At 51.8% G+C, this 23076-nt stretch carries 18 protein-coding genes, 3 rRNA genes and 1 riboswitch; all 21 genes read right to left on the bottom strand.

Features of this window, described 5'->3' with window-relative positions; genetic code table 11:
• Positions 1 to 9: 9 nt before the first annotated feature.
• Positions 10 to 693 (bottom strand): heptaprenylglyceryl phosphate synthase, encoded by a 684-nt coding sequence (gene pcrB, locus EXIG_RS02555; RefSeq protein ID WP_012369369.1) that lies wholly within the window; start codon positions 691 to 693, stop codon positions 10 to 12.
• An 84-nt stretch (positions 694 to 777) separates the two neighbouring features.
• A complete protein-coding gene (locus tag EXIG_RS02550) occupies positions 778 to 1002 on the bottom strand; it encodes a hypothetical protein (protein ID WP_012369368.1) in 225 nt (74 codons plus the stop codon).
• 12 nt (positions 1003 to 1014) lie between these two features.
• Positions 1015 to 2394 (bottom strand): TrkH family potassium uptake protein, encoded by a 1380-nt coding sequence (locus EXIG_RS02545; protein WP_012369367.1) that lies wholly within the window; start codon positions 2392 to 2394, stop codon positions 1015 to 1017.
• A 39-nt stretch (positions 2395 to 2433) separates the two neighbouring features.
• Entirely contained in the window at positions 2434 to 2748 is a 315-nt protein-coding gene (locus EXIG_RS02540; RefSeq protein WP_012369366.1) for a YerC/YecD family TrpR-related protein, read from the bottom strand.
• A gap of 67 nt (positions 2749 to 2815) precedes the next feature.
• Positions 2816 to 4555: an adenine deaminase C-terminal domain-containing protein gene (locus EXIG_RS02535; RefSeq protein ID WP_012369365.1), complete on the bottom strand. Its 1740-nt coding sequence runs from the start codon at positions 4553 to 4555 to the stop codon at positions 2816 to 2818.
• Between the two features lie 220 nt (positions 4556 to 4775).
• Positions 4776 to 6032: a phosphoribosylamine--glycine ligase gene (gene purD / locus EXIG_RS02530; protein ID WP_012369364.1), complete on the bottom strand. Its 1257-nt coding sequence runs from the start codon at positions 6030 to 6032 to the stop codon at positions 4776 to 4778.
• 15 nt (positions 6033 to 6047) lie between these two features.
• Positions 6048 to 7568 (bottom strand): bifunctional phosphoribosylaminoimidazolecarboxamide formyltransferase/IMP cyclohydrolase, encoded by a 1521-nt coding sequence (purH, locus tag EXIG_RS02525; RefSeq protein WP_012369363.1) that lies wholly within the window; start codon positions 7566 to 7568, stop codon positions 6048 to 6050.
• The gene (purN, locus tag EXIG_RS02520) at positions 7565 to 8140 is read right to left on the bottom strand and encodes a phosphoribosylglycinamide formyltransferase (protein ID WP_012369362.1); all 576 of its coding nucleotides are present in this window, start codon (positions 8138 to 8140) and stop codon (positions 7565 to 7567) included. The genes purH and purN overlap by 4 nt, the downstream gene beginning before the upstream one ends.
• The gene (purM, locus tag EXIG_RS02515; RefSeq protein WP_012369361.1) at positions 8137 to 9171 is read right to left on the bottom strand and encodes a phosphoribosylformylglycinamidine cyclo-ligase; all 1035 of its coding nucleotides are present in this window, start codon (positions 9169 to 9171) and stop codon (positions 8137 to 8139) included. The genes purN and purM overlap by 4 nt, the downstream gene beginning before the upstream one ends.
• Positions 9172 to 9190: 19 nt before the next feature.
• Complete coding sequence (gene purF, locus EXIG_RS02510) at positions 9191 to 10600, bottom strand: amidophosphoribosyltransferase (protein WP_012369360.1); 1410 nt, start codon at positions 10598 to 10600, stop codon at positions 9191 to 9193.
• Complete coding sequence (gene purL, locus EXIG_RS02505; RefSeq protein WP_012369359.1) at positions 10576 to 12795, bottom strand: phosphoribosylformylglycinamidine synthase subunit PurL; 2220 nt, start codon at positions 12793 to 12795, stop codon at positions 10576 to 10578. The genes purF and purL overlap by 25 nt, the downstream gene beginning before the upstream one ends.
• Positions 12776 to 13459, bottom strand: a complete 684-nt coding sequence (gene purQ, locus EXIG_RS02500; RefSeq protein ID WP_012369358.1) for a phosphoribosylformylglycinamidine synthase subunit PurQ — start codon at positions 13457 to 13459, stop codon at positions 12776 to 12778. Before purQ ends, purL begins: the two co-directional genes overlap by 20 nt.
• Positions 13456 to 13704: a phosphoribosylformylglycinamidine synthase subunit PurS gene (purS, locus tag EXIG_RS02495; RefSeq protein ID WP_012369357.1), complete on the bottom strand. Its 249-nt coding sequence runs from the start codon at positions 13702 to 13704 to the stop codon at positions 13456 to 13458. The genes purQ and purS overlap by 4 nt, the downstream gene beginning before the upstream one ends.
• A complete protein-coding gene (gene purC / locus EXIG_RS02490) occupies positions 13701 to 14408 on the bottom strand; it encodes a phosphoribosylaminoimidazolesuccinocarboxamide synthase (RefSeq protein WP_012369356.1) in 708 nt (235 codons plus the stop codon). Before purC ends, purS begins: the two co-directional genes overlap by 4 nt.
• A 60-nt stretch (positions 14409 to 14468) precedes the next feature.
• Positions 14469 to 15764 carry an adenylosuccinate lyase gene (gene purB / locus EXIG_RS02485; RefSeq protein ID WP_012369355.1) on the bottom strand — a complete coding sequence of 432 codons (1296 nt, stop codon included), beginning with the start codon at positions 15762 to 15764 and terminating at the stop codon, positions 14469 to 14471.
• Positions 15761 to 16864: a 5-(carboxyamino)imidazole ribonucleotide synthase gene (purK, locus tag EXIG_RS02480; RefSeq protein ID WP_012369354.1), complete on the bottom strand. Its 1104-nt coding sequence runs from the start codon at positions 16862 to 16864 to the stop codon at positions 15761 to 15763. Before purK ends, purB begins: the two co-directional genes overlap by 4 nt.
• Entirely contained in the window at positions 16861 to 17352 is a 492-nt protein-coding gene (gene purE, locus EXIG_RS02475) for a 5-(carboxyamino)imidazole ribonucleotide mutase (protein WP_012369353.1), read from the bottom strand. The genes purK and purE overlap by 4 nt, the downstream gene beginning before the upstream one ends.
• A gap of 91 nt (positions 17353 to 17443) precedes the next feature.
• Positions 17444 to 17545, bottom strand: a riboswitch (purine riboswitch).
• Between the two features lie 224 nt (positions 17546 to 17769).
• Positions 17770 to 17976 (bottom strand): NETI motif-containing protein, encoded by a 207-nt coding sequence (locus EXIG_RS02470; RefSeq protein WP_012369352.1) that lies wholly within the window; start codon positions 17974 to 17976, stop codon positions 17770 to 17772.
• Positions 17977 to 18073: 97 nt separating this feature from the next.
• Positions 18074 to 18189, bottom strand: a 5S ribosomal RNA gene (gene rrf, locus EXIG_RS02465).
• Positions 18190 to 18236: 47 nt separating this feature from the next.
• Positions 18237 to 21151, bottom strand: a 23S ribosomal RNA gene (locus EXIG_RS02460).
• 168 nt (positions 21152 to 21319) lie between these two features.
• A 16S ribosomal RNA gene (locus EXIG_RS02455) occupies positions 21320 to 22881 on the bottom strand.
• The 16S, 23S and 5S rRNA genes sit together here, the layout of an rRNA operon.
• Positions 22882 to 23076: the final 195 nt, after the last annotated feature.

Here is a 23076-nt window from a genome sequence, read left to right as displayed (position 1 = left end):
TCTTATATTTTATCGTGTTGCTGCGACAGTCGCAAGTGCCGCTTCTAAATTGTCATAGATGATGTTGCCGACGACGATCGTATCGGCATGTGTCAACATCTCCTGTGCCCGTTCGATGGAATCAATACCACCGCCGTAGAACAGACGGCCTTGCTTCAAGACCCGTTTGACGGAGGCGACGAGTGACGGATCACCATACATACCGCTGTACTCGAGATAAATGATCGGCATCCGAAAGACACTGTCCGCCAGTTGCGCGTAAGCGACCACTTGATCATCATTAAGAAGTTTTGCTTGTGTGACACGGGCGACCTTGGCGTCAGCGTTCAGGACGATATACCCTTCCCCGACCAGATCTTGATGCGCGAGCATATGTCCGACTTCTTCCAGCGCTTCGACTTGCTTGTCAATCACGTGCTCAAGCGTTCCGCTGTTGAGGACACTCGGCGTCAAATATGCATCAAATCCCATCGTCGCGGCCTCAAGCTCCGATACTTCCAGTGCCACAGCGACCGGATACCGCCGCAAGCGCATCAGTAAATCCAGTGTCGCATCGAGGGTGATATCATCGGTCCCTCCGACGATGATGGCATCCGTTCCCGAAGTCGCAATCGCTTGAAGAGCAGCCTCTTCAATCTCTTTTGCCGGATCGAGTTTAAAGACATGACGCCATTCATTATAAGGTAACAACATGTTCGTTCCATCCTCTCTTCTCATTCTCTTTCCCCAGTATAAAACAAAAACCCATCCCGCGCAGAGCGAGATGGGGCAGATCGATCAAGTACGGGTCCGGCGCTTCGTCAACAGCGTAGCGAGACCGAAAGCCAAAAAAGCATAAACGACGGCAAACGCCCACGGTTCTGCCAGGAAAAAACCCAGGACCGGGATATCCAGTAACGGGGAATCCGGCGAACAAAGCGCCCGTCCGTTGACGAGTGCTAAAAACGGTAACGCCGGCACCATAAAGATATAACCAAAGTTGATCCAAAATGTCCGATTCACGTCACAACCTCCTTAACCGATGATGACTGATTCTTTCGGATAATTGTAATTCCGTTTTGGTTGATTCGCCTTCAGCAACAGGACAAACGAAATAACACCAATCCGTCCGATGAACATCAGGACGGATAAGGTCCATTTGCCGACATCGGATAACTCATTTGTAATTCCAAGCGACAATCCGGTAGTTCCGAACGCGGAACAGGCTTCAAAAAACAGCACGAGGAACGGGGCATCTTCAAAGATCAGCAGGACAATCAGTCCAATCATCGTTACACCGGTCGAAACGACGATGACGACAAAGGCTTTCCAAATGTCCGACTGTCCGATCTCGCGTCCAAAAATCTTGATGCCGTATTCGCCGCGAATAAAGGCGATGACACTGAGGACGGCGACGGCAAATGTCGTCGTCCGAATCCCTCCCCCAACGGAGGACGGCGACGCTCCGATGAACATCAGAATTGACAAGACAAAAATCGAGGCTTGCGAGAACGACGTAATATCGACCGTCGTCAGTCCGCCGTTTCGGGTCGTCACCGATTGGAACAAGGCATCGACCATTTTTTCATTGACCGGCAATCCTTTAAACGATTGATTCCACTCAAACAGCAGCAGACTGACCGTTCCGAATAAAACCAGGATGAAGAACGTCGATGCGGTTAATTTCGTGAATAATGAAAAGTGATACGGTTGACGGGTCGCTTGACGGGTCGCCCGGTACGAGATGTACCGCCGGACTTCAACGAGGACCGGGAAACCGATCGCACCAAGCGTCAACAGTAAAATCTGCATAAAGACGACAAATAAATCTCCCCGGAACGGCAGGAGTGATTCTCCGGTAATGTCGAACCCGGCATTGGTCGTCGCGCTGACAGAACCAAACAATCCTTGCAGCATCGCTTCGCCGAGCGTCGGAAAATATTTCGTATAATACAAACCTAAAATAAGAGCACCGATGATTTCAATTGACAGGATGATGATGATGACTTCCCGAATGTATTTGACGACCCCTTGCATCGTCGTCTGGTTCTGGTCACGTACGACAAGTTGCCGCTCCCGAAAGCCGATCCGCTTGCCAAGGATGACCCACATCGCAATATGCAGGGACATCAAACCGATTCCGCTGACCTGGACCAAAATCATGATCATAAAGTACCCAAACGTCGTAAATGTGTCCGAGACGGAGACGGTCGTCAATCCGGTCACGCTGACACAGCTGACGGCCATGAATACGAGATCCGTGAAATCCCAGTCGTAATTGCCTTTTGTCGACCAGGGTAACCCAAGTAAAATGACACCAATGATGACGGCAACAAAATAAATGATGACGAGTGACTGGATCGGCGTCAGTTTTCGAATGAAGTGTTGCAGTTTTTGTTGATACGCTAAATCCATCCGGCTTCGTCCTCCTTCACAGAAATAGCGGATAACCAATTAGTTATCCGCTACTTCCTCCTCTACGAGACCTAATCGTGCGAGCGCCAAGTCGTAGCCGCCGGAACCGTAGTTCAGGCACCGTTTCACACGCGAAATCGTGGCTGTCGAAGCACCTGTCGCCTTTTCGATTTTATGATACGTATTGCCTTCCCGTAACTGACGGGCGACTTCGAGACGTTGTGCCAAGGCCTGAATTTCATTGACCGTCGCCAAGTCTTCAAACAGGGTATAACAATCTTCTAATGAATCCATCTTCATGATGGCTGTAAATAATTGATCGAGTTCTTTTCCACGCAATTTATCGAGTTGCATCGTCTAACTCCCTTTCCCATTTGTTGCTCTTTAACAGTTTAAAGTGCGACGTTTTAAATTTCAAGCGTCATCGCAAAATTGCCGGGAAAAGTACTTTTTTCCGTAAGACTTCGTAAATTCCTTGCGGCGTAATCCGGACATACGGCAAATGGGTCGACGCCAGGAACAAAAGCGTATAAATCGGATCTTCAAACTGATAGCCACGGGCGAACAGTGCTTCACGGAGCGCCGTTTCCTGAACGATCAAATCTTCAAGCGGTAAATCGGACGTCTGCCCCATCAAGGTCAAAGGAACTTCTGCCACCACTTCGCCGTCTTCGACGAGAACCACCCCGCCGCCGAATGCTTTCATCCGATCAAAGGCAATCTGCATATCCCGTTTCGATTTTCCGATCAGCAGGATATCGCCGCTGATCGAATACGAACTGACGAGCCCGCCGACATGGGTCGCAAAATTTTTCAGCACGGTATTCAGACGCCATCTTCCTTCCCGGTCAACGAGCATCAAAAATGACTCATTGCATCCGGCAGGCAGCACCTGCATGCTGGTATCGTGTTCGACCTGATAGAGCTTCATGATGACCGAATTGACCATTTCAAGGCCAACCGGCATGCTGAACGAAAAGTCCTGTTCCGTCAACTCAAGACCGACTTGTGAAGCCGGCATCAAATCGATCGCCCGATCGAGCGCTTCGACCGGATAACACGGGATATCGTTTTTGCGGACCCAGGTCCCGCGGGCGACGACGTCAACCGGTGTCGGCTTGTCTTTTGCTTCGAGGATGTTTAAATGGGCAATCCGTCCCGGAGCGATACTGCCAAGCAGATGATCGAGGTTAAAGTGACGCGCTGCGTTGTACGACGCAATCCGGTACGCTTCTTCCGGCGCAATCCCGGCGGCAAGCATCAGACGGATTGTCTCATCCATCAGACCGGCTTTATAAAAGGATGGTGTCGAGCCATCTGTCGTCACCAGTACCTTCTCGTAATTTTGTAATCCCGCTTCAACGAGACCGGCAAAGATATCCGGTAAATCCGGACGGATCGAGGAATAGCGGATCGTTGTCGTGTAGCCGAGTTCGAGACGCATCAGCGCTTCTTCGACCGTCATCGCTTCATGGTCACTCGTGACACCGAACAACGCCATTTTCGTTAACGTCTTTGCAGAAGCCCCCGGGAAATGTCCTTCAATCGGTTTACCGAGCTTCATCGCGTCCTGCATCCATTGCAATAGCTCATCATCACCTTGCGACAGTCGCGGCCAGCCCGTTAATTCACCGGCTTGGATGACTTGTGGATGTTTCAGCCACGCTTGAATTCGTCGGTTATCAATCGTGATGCTGTCGGCATCCAGTTCTGTTTGAGCATCCAGTCGCGCCCACCAGTACATCGATGTTGGAAGGTCTGCCAGTGCGTCGACCTGCGCAAACGCTTGCTCCGTCGGCTCTAATAAAAGCAGCATATTATCGTTGACGAGTGTCGTCGTTCCGCGCTCTGCCGCAAATTTTGCAAGTGTCGCCGGATTATACAATTGGAACGGATGGGCATGCGGTTCGATGTAGCCGGGGACGATAAATTTTCCCGTCGCATCGTAGACTTCATCCGCCGTTTCCGGCATGTCCGGTCCGACGTAGATAATCCGGTCGCCGCTGATCCAGATGTTGGCTGTCCGCCATGTTTTGAGTCCTTGATTTAAGTACGTCGCATTTTCAATCACGAGTGTAGGTGCAAGCTTTCCGTTGATGACCGCTTGATGCGTGCGGACTTCTGTTTTCGTCCATGGGGACCGTCCACAATTTTTTTTCATGAAAGCTCGACCTCCTTTATATTTGAAAACGCTTTCTTATAGTTCTTATACTAAAATGTTACCGGAAAAGTTTCAAGCTTATTCGTCGTCAATTCGAGTCATTTCGCCAAAATAACACAAAACTGCCACGGAAGACAAGTTACGTTTTGTCTCGTACCCGTCAAAAAAGCCGGTCCTCTCACACTGATGTGAGCAGAACCGGCTTATGGAAAGTAAGAAATTATATCGTGCGAAATGCTTTTTTGGCGATATCCGTCCGGTAAAAGAAGCCAGTCCGGTCAAATGAATCAAGTCCACTGTAAACGCTCGCTACGGCCTGCTTCATGTCTTTTGCCTTCGCCACACAGACGAGGACACGTCCTCCGGCCGAAAGAATCACATCATCATCCCCTGCGGCCGTGCCCGCGTGGAAGACAAGGAGATTTGACCCGATTGTATCTGTTGGGACAGGCTGACCCGTAACCGGTTGTTCCGGATAACCGTTCGCCGCGATGACGACACCAACGACCGCTTCATCCGACCAGGCGACTTCCGGAATGTCACCCTGCATCAATGGCATGATGACGTCAAGCAGCTCCGTTTCAAGCCGCGGCAAAATTACTTCCGTTTCCGGATCACCGAAACGGGCGTTGAACTCAATGACGGATGGTCCGCGACTTGTTAACATCAGACCCGCGTATAAGAAGCCGGTAAACGGAATCCCTTCGCTTGCCATCTGCTCGACAAGCGGACGGAGGACACGTTGCATCGCTTCTTCCGTCACGGCCTGTTCGTCAAATTGCGGCAAGGGACTGTACGCCCCCATTCCGCCTGTATTCGGGCCGGAGTCCCCGTCAAAAGCCCGTTTATGATCTTGCGACAAGACCATCGGAATGACGGTTTCTTCATGTACGAAAGCCATCAGCGAACATTCTTCACCGACGAGACATTCTTCAATCACGACACTGCTCTGCTGACCGAAATCGCCGCCAAAAATTTCGTCAATCGCTTGAACAGCCTGTTCAATCGTCGTCGCAACCGTGACACCTTTCCCGGCTGCCAGTCCGTCCGCTTTGACGACGATCGGTGCACCCTGCCGACGGATGTAAGCAGTCGCTTCAGCCGCTGATGTAAAGACGGCATGGTCCGCCGTCGGGATACCGGCCCGGTCCATCAAAGCTTTCGCAAATTGTTTACTGCCTTCAATCGCTGCTGCTTCGCGGGACGGTCCGAAAATCTTTAGGCCGGCTGCTTGAAACGCATTGACGATTCCGAGCACAAGCGGTCCTTCTGGTCCGACAATTGTCCAGTCGATCTGCTCTTCCCGTGCGAACTGAACCAATTCTTCAATCGCGTCTTCCCGGATCGGCACACAGACCGCTTCCGTCATCCCGACGTTGCCGGGTGCTGCATACACTGTCTCGATCCGGACATCCTGTACCAATTTCCATACGAGCGCATGCTCGCGTCCACCTTTACCGACTACTAATACTTTCATTCGGCTCGCCTCCGCTTAGTGTTTAAAATGACGCACGTTCGTAAAGATCATCGTAATGCCATGTTTGTTGCAGGCATCAATCGATTCCTGGTCACGGATCGAACCGCCCGGTTGAATGATTGCTGTAATGCCTGCCGTAGCAGCTGCCTCAACCGTATCGCCCATCGGGAAGAACGCATCCGAGCCCATTGCGGCACCGACTGCTTTAGCACCGGCTTGGGTAATCGCGATATTGGCTGACCCGACACGGTTCATCTGCCCGGCACCGACGCCGACCGTCACTTCATCTTTCGCGATGACGATTGCATTCGATTTAACGTGTTTAACGGCACGCCAAGCGAGTTTTAAGTCTTCCCATTCACCTGCCGTCGGTTTCCGGTCTGTCACGACACGTGCTGACGCGTCATCGAGCGTCTCGTCGTCACTGTCTTGAACGAGCATCCCGCCGGCAACTGCCGTATACCGGATCGATTGAACCCGTTTGACGTCCAGTTCCAGTAACCGGAGATTTTTCTTCGCTGCAAGCAACGTAAACGCTTCTTCCGTAAAGGATGGAGCGATGATGATTTCGAGGAAGATCCCACTGAGTTGTTCTGCTGTCGCAAGATCGACTTCCCGGTTCAAGGCGACGATTCCGCCGAAAATCGAGACCGGATCCGCGGCATGGGCACGACGGAACGCTTCATCAATCGTCGGTCCGACCGCGACGCCGCACGGATTCATGTGTTTGACGACGACCGCTGCCGCTTCACGGAACTCATCGAGAATCTCAAGTGCCGCATTGGCATCCTGGATGTTGTTGTAAGACAATTCTTTGCCGTGGAGCTGCTTCGCGGACGCGAGTGAAGCCCCGCGGTAGATCGGTGTTTTGTAAAAGGCCGCTTCCTGGTGCGGGTTTTCTCCGTACCGTAAGTCCTGCACTTTTTCGAGCGTAATCGTCAATTGATCGGGGAACTTTTCACCCGTCTGCGTCAGGAAGTAATCGGCAATCAACGCATCATACGCCGCTGTGTGACGGAATGCTTTGGCTGCCAGCTTTTGACGGGTTTCGAATGTCGTTCCACCAAGATGAATTTCCTGGATGACCGCCTGATAATCTGCCGGATCGACGACAACCGTCACGGCGGCATGATTTTTGGCAGCCGAACGGATCATGCTCGGTCCACCGATATCGATGTTCTCGATCGCATCGGCATACGAGACATCTTCATTCATGACCGTTTCTTTAAACGGATAGAGGTTGACGACCACAAAATCAATCGGTTTGATCTGTTGTTCCGCCATCTGTTCGCGATGACTTTCAAGGTCTCGGCGTCCGAGCAGTCCACCATGGACCATCGGATGGAGGGTCTTGACCCGGCCGTCGAGCATCTCCGGGAATTGTGTGACTTCACTGATGCCAATGACCGGAAGTCCTGCTGCTTCAAGGGCTTGATGTGTTCCGCCTGTCGAAATCAATTCAATCCCGGCGTCATGCATCGCCTGTCCGAGTTCGACGATACCTGTTTTGTCTGATACGCTGATTAACGCTCTCATACGTTTGCCTCCTCTTTCATCCACTCTTCGATGACTTGCGGGTACAATCTATGCTCCACCTGCTGAATCGCTTGTTGGAGCGTTTCCCGTGTCATATCCTCTGTAATCCGAACCGCTTCTTGGGCGATGATTGGTCCTGTATCCATGCCTTCATCGACTATATGAATTGTAACACCTGTGATTTTGACTCCGCCACGAAATGCTTGCCCGATCGCATCTTTTCCCGGAAATGCCGGGAGCAACGACGGGTGGATGTTGACGATCCGTCCAGCATAATGCGACAGCAGGACGTCTCCGATCAAGCGCATATATCCGGCTAGGATAATCCGTTCCACGCCCCGCCGCTCCAGTTCCGCAACGATTTCCCGTTCAAACGACGGTTTATCCGGGTAGTCTTTGGCTGTGAAGACGAAGATATCACAGCCGCGGGCCTGAGCCCGTTCAATCACTTTTGCTTGTTTTTGATCACAGACGACGAGTTCAATCGTAGCCTGCAGACGTCCTGTTTCAACTGCTTCGAATAAAGCTTCGACATTACTGCCACTTCCCGAGGCAAAACAGGCAATCTTCATTGGTCGACTCCAAGAATCCGGACACCCGGTTCACTCGTCACGGTCCCAATCGTATAGACGGTCTCGTTTTCACGAGCAAGTCGTGCCGAGACTGCTGCGACATCTTCCGGTTTGACGATCATCATGTAGCCGATCCCCATGTTGAAGACATTGTACATATCGTGACGCGGAACGTTTCCAGCCTGTTCGAGCCAGTCGAAGACCGGTAACGTCGGCCATTTTTTCGGATCAAACGTCGCCCCGCAACCTTCCGGAAGCACACGCGGGACGTTTTCGTAAAAACCACCGCCCGTAATGTGGACCATCGCCTGAATTTTTTCTGTCTCAAGCGCGGCTTTGACCGCTTCGACGTAAATCCGTGTCGGCATCAGCAACGTATTGCCGATCGTACTGCCAAACATCATCAACTCATCTTCGTATCGCAGACCACTTTCGGCGACGATCTTCCGGACAAGTGAAAAGCCGTTCGAGTGAACGCCCGACGAAGCGAGACCTAAGATGACGTCTCCCGGTTGAACGTGTTCTCCTGTGATCAATTTTTGTTTTTCGACGGCACCGACGGCAAAGCCTGCAATGTCGTACTCACCGTCGGCGTACATGCCCGGCATTTCTGCCGTTTCCCCGCCGATCAGCGTACAGCCGGACTGGACACAGCCTTCCGCGACACCGGCAACAATCCGCTCGATCTTAGCGGGAATCGCTTTTCCGAGAGCAATGTAATCGAGGAAATAGAGCGGCTCCGCCCCTTGGACGATGATGTCATTGACACACATCGCGACACAATCGATTCCGATCGTATCGTGCTGGTCGAGGGCGAAGGCAAGCTTCAGCTTTGTGCCGACGCCATCCGTCCCGCTGACGAGAACCGGTTCTTTTAGATTTAATTGGCTGAGGTCGAACATTGCACCGAAACTGCCGAGTCCCGTCATGACTTCTTTGCGCATCGAGCGGGCCACGTGTTTTTTCATGCGGGAAACGGATTCGTATCCTGCTGTCAGGCTGACACCTGCTGCTTCGTATTGTTTACTCATGCTTTGTTCCCCCGTCTGTTCAAAGTTTGGCTTCTAGTTCTAATGCACCGATTGGTGTTGGATATTCGCCTGTGAAACAAGCCGTACACTGACCTTTTAATGGTCCGTCAAACGGGCGGTCGATTGCATTGACCATTCCATTGACCGTCAGAAACTCAAGTGAATCCGCTCCGATTTCCTGGCAGATTTCACTTGGTGTCAACCGGGCGGAAATCAATTCATCTTTTGAAGACGTATCGATCCCGTAATAACATGGATTCGTAATCGGCGGTGCCGTGATGCGGACATGAACTTCCGTTGCCCCGGCTTCCCGTAACAGTCCGACAATGCGGCGACTCGTCGTCCCGCGAACGATTGAATCATCAACCATGATGACCCGTTTGCCATTGACGACACCCCGTAGCGCCGATAACTTCATTTTGACGCCGCGTTCGCGCAGTTCCTGTGACGGTTGGATAAACGTCCGACCGACGTAACGGTTTTTAATCAATCCCATTTCATATGGAATGCCGCTTGCTTCCGCGTAACCGATCGCTGCCGAGATGCTTGAATCCGGCACACCGGTAACGACATCGGCCTCGACCGGTGCTTCTTCGAACATCTTTTTACCAAGTGCTTTTCGTGCTGTATGAACATTGACCCCATCGATCATCGAATCGGGACGGGAAAAGTAGATGTATTCCATCGAACACATTGCCCGTTCATGCGGTTCCATATACTGGCGTGATGACATACCGGACGTCGTAATCGTCACGAGCTCCCCCGGCTCGATATCACGGATGAACTCGGCACCGACGATGTCAAAGGCACATGTCTCGGATGAAAAGACGATTCCGCCGTCCGGTGTTTTACCGAGCGACAACGGCCGCAGACCGTGTGGATCGACCGCAACATACAATGTATCTTCCGTTAAGAACAAGAAGGCGAATGCACCGACGAGCCGGGCCAGACTATCGGCAATCCGGTCTTCAAGCGTCGGTAACTTACTCCGTTTGACGAGGTGGGCAACGACTTCCGTATCACTCGTCGTTTGGAAAATCGCCCCTTCCGCTTCAAGTAAGTGTTTTAACGAATCGGCATTGACGAGGTTTCCGTTGTGCGCCAGCGCCAAGTCGCCTGTTCTTGATTTAAAATGGAGCGGTTGTGTATTCTCGAGCGTATTTCCCCCGGCCGTCGAATAGCGGACATGTCCAATGGCATGGTGCCCCGATAAGGAATCAAGCGTCTCCTGCGAAAAAACTTCCGTGACGAGTCCTTGTCCGCGGTGCGGCAGAAGCAGTTTCCCGTCGCTCGCGACGATTCCTGCCCCTTCCTGTCCCCGGTGTTGTAAGCTGTGAAGACCATAATACGCAAGTTGCGCGGCTTCCGGTTGTCCGAAAATCCCGAACACCCCACACTCTTCATTTAATCCTTTGATGTCATATAACACGCGATCGCCCCTTCCCAGTCGGCTTGCAGTGTTGAACGTGTTGCTTCGATGAGTGTATCGTTAGTCTTAATTTGCAAAGCATCTTGATCGGTAACGTATCCTAATTTATACGCTCCTGTCTGCTTGACGAAGGCTGCTTCCTGTTCCGGCTTCACCGTCACGACGAAACGTGATTGCGATTCACTGAACAGGTGCAGGGCTGGTCCGTCAAATATCACGTCAAGACCAAGCGTCGTCCCGAATGTCATCTCGGCTAAGGCAACGGCGAGACCACCTTCTGCCACGTCATGGATCGCCGTGACAAGTCCCGCTTGAACCGCCGCTTGCAAGGCGAGTAACCGTTCTTGTTCGACGGCTAAGTCAATGTGCGGTGCTTTGCCGAATGATTTTTCGAATTGCAGGTATTGCAGTTCACTGCCGCCGAATTCCGCTGTCGTCTCTCCGAGTAGGTAGACAGCGTCGCCTGCTTGCTTGACGTGTTGTGTCGTAATCCACTCCGTTTGTTCGTGGAGACCGACCATCCCGACGACCGGCGTCGGATGAACTGCTTTTCCGGCAGATTCGTTGTATAAGGAAACATTCCCGCCGATGACCGGCGTCTCGAGCACACGACACGCTTCGGCCATTCCGGCCGTCGCTTGCTGTAGTTGCCAGAAGCCTTCCGGTTTATCCGGATTCCCGAAGTTCAGGCAGTCGGTAATCGCCAGTGGTGTCGCACCACTCGCAACGATGTTGCGGGCTGCTTCGGCGACGGCAATCTGTCCGCCGACAAACGGATCGAGGTAAACGAACCGGCTGTTGCAGTCGGTTGTCATCGCGAGTGCTTTGTTCGTTCCGCGAACCCGGATGACGGCTGCATCAGACCCCGGTGCGACGACCGTTGACGTCTGAACCATATGATCGTATTGATCGTAGACCCAACGTTTTGAAGCAATCGTCGGCTGTTTGAGCAAGGCCCGCCATGTTTCAACAGCATCTTCGACGACCGGTAACGTTTCATCCATTGCTTGGAACTCTTCATAATAAGCCGGGACACGGGATGGTTTGTTATAAACCGGTGCTTCTTCCGCGAGTGCATCGACCGGTACTTCAGCGACAATCTTACCGTGGTGAACGAGACGAAGCACTTTCTCGTCGATAACTTCTCCGACATGCACCGCATGGAGTCCCCATTTGCTGACGATGGCTTCGATCTCTGCTTCGCGTCCGCGTTCGACGACGAGCAACATCCGTTCCTGTGATTCCGATAACATCATTTCATAAGCTGTCATCCCGGTTTCCCGTTGCGGGACGTCATCAAGATGCATCTCGATGCCCATACCGGCTTTCGAAGCCATCTCGGCTGACGAGGACGTCAGTCCGGCGGCGCCCATATCCTGCATCCCGACAAGTGCCGGATGACCGACGATTTCAAGACAGGCTTCAATCAACAACTTCTCCATGAACGGATCTCCGACCTGAACAGCCGGACGTTTCGCTTCGGTATCTTCCCCAAGATCTTCTGAAGCAAAAGTCGCTCCGTGAATGCCGTCACGACCGGTTGCGGCACCGACGTACATGACCGAGTTACCGGCGCCTTTTGCGAGACCCTTTTGAATGTCTTCGTGGTTGATCAAGCCGATACACATCGCATTAACGAGCGGGTTGCCTTCATACGAATGATCAAATCCGACTTCTCCTCCGATGGTCGGAATCCCGACACAGTTCCCGTACCCGGCGATTCCGGCGACTACCTGTTCAAACAGTTGATTGACACGCGGCGTCCCGAGATGACCGAACCGAAGTGAATTCATCAACGCGACTGGACGGGCTCCCATCGAGAAGATATCACGGATGATGCCACCGACACCGGTTGCTGCACCTTGATACGGTTCAACGGCTGACGGATGATTGTGGCTCTCGATTTTAAAGACAACGGCTTGATTGTCACCAATGTCGACGACACCTGCTCCTTCACCGGGACCTTGCAGGACGCGTGGACCTGTCGTCGGAAACTGGCGTAAGACTGGCTTCGACGTTTTATATGAACAGTGTTCCGACCACATGACGGAAAACAAGCCGATTTCCGTATAGTTCGGTTGGCGTCCGAGTAAGTTGACGACCATCTCGTATTCTGCGTCACTAAGTCCCATTGTTGCGTAGATCCGTTGTTCCTGAATTTGCTCCATCGTTGGTTCAGACTGTTGTTTTAACATGGTGTGCCCCCTGTTTGACGAGTGAAGTGAATAACTTAAGTCCATCCGTTCCGCCGGTCAGTAGCTCGACTGCCCGTTCTGGGTGCGGCATCATGCCGAGGACGTTCCCGGCTTTGTTCGTGATGCCGGCGATGTCGCCGCGTGATCCGTTCGGGTTATCCGTATACGTAAAGGCAATTTGACGGTTCGTCTGTAGCATCGCGTATGTGGCGTCATCACAGTAATAGTTGCCTTCTCCGTGTGCAATGGGAATCGTTATCGTTTCCTGCGCAGCATAGTCTGATGTAAAGCGTGTCTCGTTGTTTTCGACTTTCAGTTCAACCGTGCGGCACATGAACTTCAGTCCCGTGTTGCGGTGTAAGACACCCGGGAGAAGTCCGGCTTCAACAAGAATCTGGAACCCGTTGCAGACGCCTAGAACCGTTTTGCCTTCTGCCGCAAAGCGTTTTACCTCTTCCATGATCGGTGAGAATTGAGCAATCGCTCCACACCGGAGATAGTCCCCGTAAGAAAAGCCACCCGGCAACAAGACGCCGTCATATCCTTCGAGAGACGTTTCCGTATGGAAGACGTATTCCACTTCTTCACCAAGCGCATCTTTCACAGCATGATACATATCTAGATCACAGTTAGATCCGGGAAAAACGATAACGGCAAACTTCATGCGGTCGTCACCTCTTCTACATCAAAACGATAATCCTCCATCACAGTATTAACGAGCAGCTTCTGACACATCTCATGAATCATCGCGTCTGTCGTTTCATCCGCAACGAGCAACTCGATCCGTTTACCGATCCGCACTTCTTCGACACCCGCAAAACCAAGCTGAACAAGACCGCCTTTAACCGCAACACCTTGTGGATCTAAAATACTCTCCCGTAATGCGACCGCTACTGTAACCTTTTTCATTGTCCGTTTCCCCCTAGGCGATTGAATAGTGTTTGGTACGTGTCGATGAGTGATCCGATATTACGGCGAAAGACATCTTTATCGAGATGTTCGCCTGTTTCCTTATCCCATAACCGGCATGTATCCGGTGAGATCTCGTCTGCGAGTAAAATCTCGCCAGCCGGTGTTTTACCGTATTCGAGTTTAAAATCAATCAATGTGATTCCTTTTTCATCAAAGTAAGGACGTAAGACATCGTTGACACGGTTGGCTTCCTGTTCAAGCAAGGAAAGCTCCTCCGTAGTCGCAATCTTCAGTAAATTGATGTGTGCCGGTGTGACAAGCGGATCGCCTAAGCTGTCATCTTTATAATAAAACTCGACGATCGGTGTTTCGAGAACCGTTCCTTCTTCGATGCCCAGCCGTTTACTCAGGCTGCCGGCGACGACGTTTCGAACGACGACTTCCAGTGGAATGATCGTGACACGACGTACGAGCTGTTCGCGCTCCGATGTCTGTTCAATGAAGTGTGTCGGAATTCCTGCCGCTGCGAGGACCTCAAAAAAGTGGCTCGTTAAGCGGTTGTTCAGTTCTCCCTTACCGGCAAACTCTGCCTTCTTCTCTCCATTAAATGCCGTAGCTTCGTCTTTATAGACGATGCGGAGCACATCCTGATCCTGCGTCGTGTATAATCGTTTTGCTTTTCCTTCATAAAGTGGTTGCATCGATTTCGTCCCCCATGATCCTAAGATGTAGACGGGAGTCAGACTCCCGTCTCAGGTTGATTAGTTCAAGCCACACCGTTCAAAGATTTCATCGACCCGGCTCGTATGATACGTCGGATCAAAACAAGCATCGAGTTCTTCTTCTGTAAAGAGTTCTTGAATATCCGCTTCCTGCCATAAGACATCGCGGAACATGATTTGTTCTTCCCATGCCTGCATCGCCCGCGGTTGGACGAAGTCGTACGCTGCTTCACGTGACCAACCTTTTTCAATCAAGGCGAGTAAGACGTGACCGGAGAAGATGACACCAAACGTCCGGTCCATGTTGCGTTTCATATTTTCCGGGAAGACCGTCAGATTTTTAATGATGTTACCGAACCGGTTCAGCATGTAGTTGAGTAATCCCGTCGCATCCGGCAAAATGATCCGTTCCGCAGACGAGTGGGAGATATCGCGTTCATGCCACAGCGATACGTTTTCGTACGCTGTCACCATATGGCCGCGGATGACCCGGGCAAGACCGGTCATGTTCTCCGAACCGATCGGATTCCGTTTATGCGGCATCGCCGATGATCCTTTTTGACCTTTAGCGAAGAATTCTTCGACTTCACGGGTCTCCGTTTTTTGCAGACCACGAATTTCCGTCGCCATCTTTTCAATCGATGTCGCGATTAAGGCAATCGTCGACATGTAATGGGCATGACGATCACGTTGCAGGGTTTGCGTCGAGACCGGTGCCGGTTTCGTACCAAGCTTCTCACAGACATATTTTTCGATGAACGGGTCGATGTTCGCAAACGTTCCGACCGCTCCCGACATCTTGCCGTATTCGACTGTTTCCCGTGCTGCCTCGAACCGGACTTTATTGCGTTTCATTTCTTCATACCAAAGGGCCAGCTTCAGACCAAACGTCGTCGGCTCGGCGTGTACGCCGTGTGTACGTCCCATCATGACCGTATATTTATGTTCGTTGGCTTTGACTTTTAAAATCTCGATGAAACGATCGAGATCGGCCGCCAAGATATCATTGGCTTGTTTCAACAGATACGATAACGCCGTATCAACGACGTCCGTTGACGTCAGTCCGTAATGAACCCATTTGCGTTCTTCGCCAAGTGTCTCCGATACGGCACGTGTGAAGGCGATGACGTCGTGTCGTGTCTCCTGTTCAATCTCATTGATGCGGTTGACATCAAAGGAAGCTTTTTCCCAGAGCAACTGGACATCTTCTTTTGGAATCACGCCAAGCTCACTCCAGGCTTCACATGCTAAAATCTCAACTTTCAACCAGGCTTCGAATTTGTTCTGTTCTGTCCAGATCGCTTTCATTTCAGGACGTGTATAGCGTTCGATCATCTAACCGTCTCCTTCCATATCTGCAGGCGCTCAACTTCGGCTAACGCTTCTTCGACCGAATCAGCCAAGATGTTCAGATGCCCCATCTTCCGCCCCTGTTTTGCGTCCTGTTTTCCGTATAAATGGACTTTCGTCCGCGAGGATAACATCGGTAATGCCTCGTCTAATGCCGTGATATGCTGACCTAGGATGTTCGCCATGACGACCGGTGTCGTCAAGCGGGTGTCGCCAAGCGGCAGTCCGCAGATAGCGCGGATGTGCTGCTCGAACTGTGACGTCTCACACGCATCAATCGAATAATGACCCGAGTTGTGCGGGCGCGGCGCCAGTTCGTTGACGATCAGTTCGGAGCCGACGACGAACAGTTCGATTGCCAGTGTGCCAATCAAATCGACATCGTTTGCGAGACGTGTCGCCAGTTCAATCGCTTTTTGTTCCAAGTCGATTGGGATGCGGGCGGGAACGATTGACAGATGCAGAATGTTGTCTTGATGGATATTTTCACTGACCGGGAAGACCTTCGTTTCCCGCTCGCTTCGCATGACGATGACGGAAATCTCCTGATCAAACGGTAACCATTTTTCAGCAACATATTCGGTTGCTTCAAAGGTCTTCATCGCTGTTTGTAAATCCAGCTCTGTCCGAATGACCGTCTGGCCTTTCCCGTCGTAACCAAAGCGGGCTGTTTTCAAGACGAATGGGAAACCTAACTGCCGTTTGGCTCCAAGGAGATCTTCACTTGTCTGAACTCCCTGATACGGTGCCACCTTGTAACCAAGCTGTTCAATCAGTTCTTTCTCCCGAATCCGGTGTTGGGTCCGAAACAAAAGCTCTGTCCCGTGAATCAGTTTATAACCGATTGCTTCCGCTACTTCGTGTGAGATATTCTCAAACTCATAGGTCACGACGTCTGATTCAGCAGCAAGTCGCTTTGCGGCCTCGACATCCGTGAACGGTGCTTGAATCTGTTGATCCGCTACTTGCGCACACGGTGCGTTTTCAGTTGGATCAAGTGTGATGAGCGAATAGCCCATTTGGCGTGCAGATAAAGCCATCATCCGACCTAATTGACCTCCACCTAAGATACCAACCCGTTTCATGTCAGATACACCTCGGAAGCGATGACGTCTCCTTCCAGTTCGACACGCATATGATCAAGAGCTCGGGCAATCCGTTCGTCAACCGTTCCAAGAATCTGAGCAGCAAGTAAACCCGCATTTTTGGCTCCGGCGTCACCAATTGCAACTGTCGCGACTGGAACACCACCGGGCATTTGGACAATGGAGAGTAAGGAATCGATGCCTTGAAGTGCTTTGCTTTGAATTGGGACACCGATTACCGGTAATGTCGTCTTCGCAGCAACCATTCCCGGAAGATGAGCGGCTCCGCCTGCCCCGGCAATGATGACCTTGAGCCCTCGTTCCCGGGCTGACTCGGCATATCGAAACATTAAGTCAGGTGTCCGGTGTGCCGATACAACTTTCTTTTCATAACCAATGTCCAATTGATCCAGTACATCACACGTTTTCTGCATGGTCACCCAATCCGATTGGCTGCCCATGATGACTCCGATTTCTACCTTACTCATCTGCGTCTCCTCCTCTTTTTGCATAAAAAAAGCCCAAACCACGTCTAAAAGGGTGGCTTAGGGTATAAAAAGGTACGCCAAAGAATTATCGACGAACATCCATATACCCCATAGTCCAACGATTTAGGGTCGTCGGGTAGAAACTTGCAAGCCATATCCCTGCTATTATACGAGGTGTTATATTCAATCTTCCTATCACGCCTTCATCTTAACAAGACTTCGGTCCGTTCGTCAACCAAAGGCGAACAATTTAATTATCTGAAAATTCATCGTTCGGTTTTATGGATAAATTGTTGAATTCATTTCGTTCAGCATTCGGAAATTTGAAAAGCATTCAACACGAACGACAAGAAAACCACAAAAAAATACGACCCTTTCTTTTACGAAAGAGTCGTGTGTTTGAGAAGAGACCTCGATTCAGACATTCTCAGCTTCGAGCTTCGGTTTGCAGTCAAAAATGATTTGCTGACGGATGGGATACGGTTCATCATTCGCATCCAGTCCAAAAATCGGTTCTTCCCGTCGGACGGTCGGACGATAACCCATGGCATCGATCCGATCCAGACAATCACTGATCGTTTCATTTTCTTCTACGGCAACGCGCATTTTTTGTTTTTTTGCCATGAGTATCACATTCCTTCCTTATTATATATGTGAAAAAACCAAAAAAAGTCCATAAAAAAGCGGCGGCCCTTGAGCGTATGCTCCAGAACCACCGTTTGCCTGGCAACGTCCTATCCTCACAGGGGGAAGCCCCCAACTACTTTCGGCGTTCAAGTGCTTAACTTCCGTGTTCGGCATGGGAACGGGTGTGACCACTTGGCTATCGTCACCAGACGACGGGCTCGCGCCCTCAAAACTGAAGTCATCAACAATGCATCTGCTAGAACAAGGCCTCGACCGATTAGTATCACTCAGCTCCGCATGTCACCATGCTTCCACCCGTGACCTATCTACCTCATCGTCTCTGAGGGGTCTTTCTTGATTACTCAAAGGGAAATCTCATCTTGGAGGGGGCTTCATGCTTAGATGCTTTCAGCATTTATCCCGTCCGCACGTAGCTACCCAGCGATGCTCCTGGCGGAACAACTGGTACACCAGCGGTGCGTCCATCCCGGTCCTCTCGTACTAAGGACAGCTCTCCTCAAATTTCCTGCGCCCACGACGGATAGGGACCGAACTGTCTCACGACGTTCTGAACCCAGCTCGCGTACCGCTTTAATGGGCGAACAGCCCAACCCTTGGGACCTACTCCAGCCCCAGGATGCGATGAGCCGACATCGAGGTGCCAAACCTCCCCGTCGATGTGGACTCTTGGGGGAGATCAGCCTGTTATCCCCAGGGTAGCTTTTATCCGTTGAGCGATGGCCCTTCCATGCGGAACCACCGGATCACTAAGCCCGACTTTCGTCCCTGCTCGACTTGTAGGTCTCGCAGTCAAGCTCCCTTCTGCCTTTGCGCTCTACGAATGATTTCCAACCATTCTGAGGGAACCTTTGGGCGCCTCCGTTACTGTTTAGGAGGCGACCGCCCCAGTCAAACTACCCGCCTGACACGGTCCTCCAGCCGGATGACGGCTGCGAGTTAGAGACTCTATGCATGAAGGGCGGTATCCCAAGGGTGACTCCTCCGAAGCTGGCGCTCCGGTCTCGACGTCTCCCGCCTATCCTGTACATCATGCACAAAGCCTCAATATCAGGCTGTAGTAAAGCTCCATGGGGTCTTTCCGTCCTGTCGCGGGTAACCTGCATCTTCACAGGTACTATGATTTCACCGGGTCTCTCGTTGAGACAGTGCCCAAATCGTTACGCCTTTCGTGCGGGTCGGAACTTACCCGACAAGGAATTTCGCTACCTTAGGACCGTTATAGTTACGGCCGCCGTTTACTGGGGCTTCGGTTCAAAGCTTCGCTTGCGCTAACCCATCCCCTTAACCTTCCAGCACCGGGCAGGCGTCAGCCCCTATACGTCATCTTGCGATTTAGCAGAGACCTGTGTTTTTGCTAAACAGTCGTTTGGGCCTATTCACTGCGGCTCTACTCATGTAGAGCGTCCCTTCTCCCGAAGTTACGGGACCATTTTGCCGAGTTCCTTAACGAGAGTTATCCCGCGCGTCTTAGAATTCTCATCCCGCCTACCTGTGTCGGTTTACGGTACTGGCACCTTCCACCTCACTAGAGGCTTTTCTTGGCAGTGTGAAATCGTGACCTTCGTCCCTACGGGACTCCGCATCGTTCCTCGACTTTGATGCCTGACGGATTTGCCAATCAGACGGTCTCGAAACTTACACATGCACTTCCATCCGCATGCGTCACTATCCTCCTGCGTCCCCCCATTGTTCAAACGGTGGATCGGTGGTACAGGAATATCAACCTGTTATCCATCGCCTACGCCTTTCGGCCTCGGCTTAGGTCCAGACTAACCCTGAGCGGACGAGCCTTCCTCAGGAAACCTTGGGCTTTCGACGGAGGGGATTCTCACCCCTCTTTTCGCTACTCACACCGGCATTCTCACTTCCAAACGCTCCACTGCTCCTTCCGGTACAGCTTCACAGCGGTTTGGAACGCTCCCCTACCATTCCTTACGGAATCCGCAGCTTCGGTGGTATGTTTAGCCCCGTTACATTTTCGGCGCGGCGCCACTCGACTAGTGAGCTATTACGCACTCTTTGAATGGTGGCTGCTTCTAAGCCAACATCCTAGCTGTCTAGGCAGCGCCACATCCTTTTCCACTTAACATACACTTTGGGACCTTAGCTGGCGGTCTGGGCTGTTTCCCTCTTGACTACGGATCTTATCACTCGCAGTCTGACTCCCGAGTATAAGTTGCCGGCATTCGGAGTTTAACTGAATTCGGTAACCCTGTGGGGGCCCCTAGTCCAATCAGTGCTCTACCTCCGGAACTCTCAACCTCGAGGCTAGCCCTAAAGCTATTTCGGGGAGAACCAGCTATCTCCAGGTTCGATTGGCATTTCACCGCTACCCACACCTCATCCCCGCACTTTTCAACGTGCGTGGGTTCGGACCTCCAGTCAGTGTTACCTGACCTTCATCCTGGACATGGGTAGATCACCTGGTTTCGGGTCTACGACAACGCACTATGGCGCCCTATTCAGACTCGCTTTCGCTACGGCTCCGCCTCATCAGCTTAACCTCGCGCGCTATCGTAACTCGCCGGTTCATTCTACAAAAGGCACGCCATCACCCATTAACGGGCTCTGACTACTTGTAGGCATACGGTTTCAGGATCTATTTCACTCCCCTTCCGGGGTGCTTTTCACCTTTCCCTCACGGTACTGGTTCACTATCGGTCACTAGGGAGTATTTAGCCTTGGGAGATGGTCCTCCCGGATTCCGACGGGGTTTCACGTGTCCCGCCGTACTCAGGATCCACTCTGGAGGGAAAACAGTTTCAGCTACAGGGCTGTCACCTTCTTCGGCCGACCTTTCCAGGTCGTTCACCTACTGTCTTCCTTTTTGACTCCGTATAGAGTGTCCTACAACCCCGGAGAGCATGCTCTCCGGTTTGGGCTGTTCCCGTTTCGCTCGCCGCTACTCAGGGAATCGCATTTGCTTTCTCTTCCTCCGGGTACTTAGATGTTTCAGTTCCCCGGGTCTGCCTCACGCTACACTATGTATTCATGTAACATGTCCCATCCCATTACGGATGGTGGGTTCCCCCATTCGGAAATCCTCGGATCAAAGCATACTTACTGCTCCCCGAAGCATATCGCTGTTCGTCGCGTCCTTCATCGGCTCCTAGTGCCAAGGCATCCACCGTACGCCCTTCATACCTTGATCTAGCATTTTGGTATTCTAAGAACACACGTCTAATGACATGGTTATAAAAAGTTTGATGTCTTGTTGATGTCTTCAGTTTTCAAGGTGCGAGTGTCTCTTGCGAGACGTTGAGAGACGAGCTCTCAAAACTGAACGATGGGCATGTCCCGTAAGGGACGTTTTCCTTAGAAAGGAGGTGATCCAGCCGCACCTTCCGATACGGCTACCTTGTTACGACTTCACCCCAATCATCTACCCCACCTTCGACGGCTGGCTCCTTGCGGTTACCTCACCGGCTTCGGGTGTTGCAAACTCTCGTGGTGTGACGGGCGGTGTGTACAAGACCCGGGAACGTATTCACCGCAGTATGCTGACCTGCGATTACTAGCGATTCCGACTTCATGCAGGCGAGTTGCAGCCTGCAATCCGAACTGGGAACGGCTTTCTGGGATTGGCTCCACCTCGCGGTCTCGCTGCCCTTTGTACCGTCCATTGTAGCACGTGTGTAGCCCAACTCATAAGGGGCATGATGATTTGACGTCATCCCCACCTTCCTCCGGTTTGTCACCGGCAGTCTCCCTAGAGTGCCCAACTAAATGCTGGCAACTAAGGATAGGGGTTGCGCTCGTTGCGGGACTTAACCCAACATCTCACGACACGAGCTGACGACAACCATGCACCACCTGTCACCCTTGCCCCCGAAGGGGAAACTTGATCTCTCAAGCGGTCAAGGGGATGTCAAGAGTTGGTAAGGTTCTTCGCGTTGCTTCGAATTAAACCACATGCTCCACCGCTTGTGCGGGTCCCCGTCAATTCCTTTGAGTTTCAGCCTTGCGGCCGTACTCCCCAGGCGGAGTGCTTAATGCGTTAGCTTCAGCACTGAGGGGCGGAAACCCCCCAACACCTAGCACTCATCGTTTACGGCGTGGACTACCAGGGTATCTAATCCTGTTTGCTCCCCACGCTTTCGCGCCTCAGCGTCAGTTACAGACCAAAGAGTCGCCTTCGCCACTGGTGTTCCTCCACATCTCTACGCATTTCACCGCTACACATGGAATTCCACTCTTCTCTTCTGTACTCAAGCCTTCCAGTTTCCAATGACCCTCCCCGGTTGAGCCGGGGGCTTTCACATCAGACTTAAAAGGCCGCCTGCGCGCGCTTTACGCCCAATAATTCCGGACAACGCTTGCCACCTACGTATTACCGCGGCTGCTGGCACGTAGTTAGCCGTGGCTTTCTCGCAAGGTACCGTCAAGGTACGAGCATTCCCTCTCGTACTTGTTCTTCCCTTACAACAGAGTTTTACGATCCGAAAACCTTCATCACTCACGCGGCGTTGCTCCATCAGACTTTCGTCCATTGTGGAAGATTCCCTACTGCTGCCTCCCGTAGGAGTCTGGGCCGTGTCTCAGTCCCAGTGTGGCCGATCACCCTCTCAGGTCGGCTATGCATCGTCGCCTTGGTGGGCCATTACCCCACCAACTAGCTAATGCACCGCAAGGCCATCCCAAGGTGACGCCGGAGCGCCTTTCATCATCAGACCATGCGGTCTGAAGAACTATTCGGTATTAGCTCCGATTTCTCGGAGTTATCCCAATCCTTGGGGCAGGTTCCTTACGTGTTACTCACCCGTCCGCCGCTCATTCCCTTCACTTCCCTCCGAAGAGTTCCGTGAGCTTCCTGCGCTCGACTTGCATGTATTAGGCACGCCGCCAGCGTTCGTCCTGAGCCAGGATCAAACTCTCCATAAAGTGTTTGACTTGCTCGTTTTTGTGACCGAAGTCACGTTGACGAAGCTTGCGCTTCATTCATTGTTTGTATCCGAAGATACGTTTTTTTGCCTCATCGTTCAGTTTTCAAAGTTCGTCATTTCTTTCGCGTCGTGTTAGCGACTTTAATAGATTAACAGGTTCTTTCGATTATGTCAACCACGTTTTAGAAAAGAT

The sequence above is a fragment of the Exiguobacterium artemiae 255-15 genome (assembly GCF_000019905.1).
Classification (GTDB): domain Bacteria; phylum Bacillota; class Bacilli; order Exiguobacteriales; family Exiguobacteriaceae; genus Exiguobacterium_A; species Exiguobacterium_A artemiae.
Note: the sequence above shows the minus strand (reverse complement) of the source record. Positions and strands in the feature narration are given on the sequence as shown.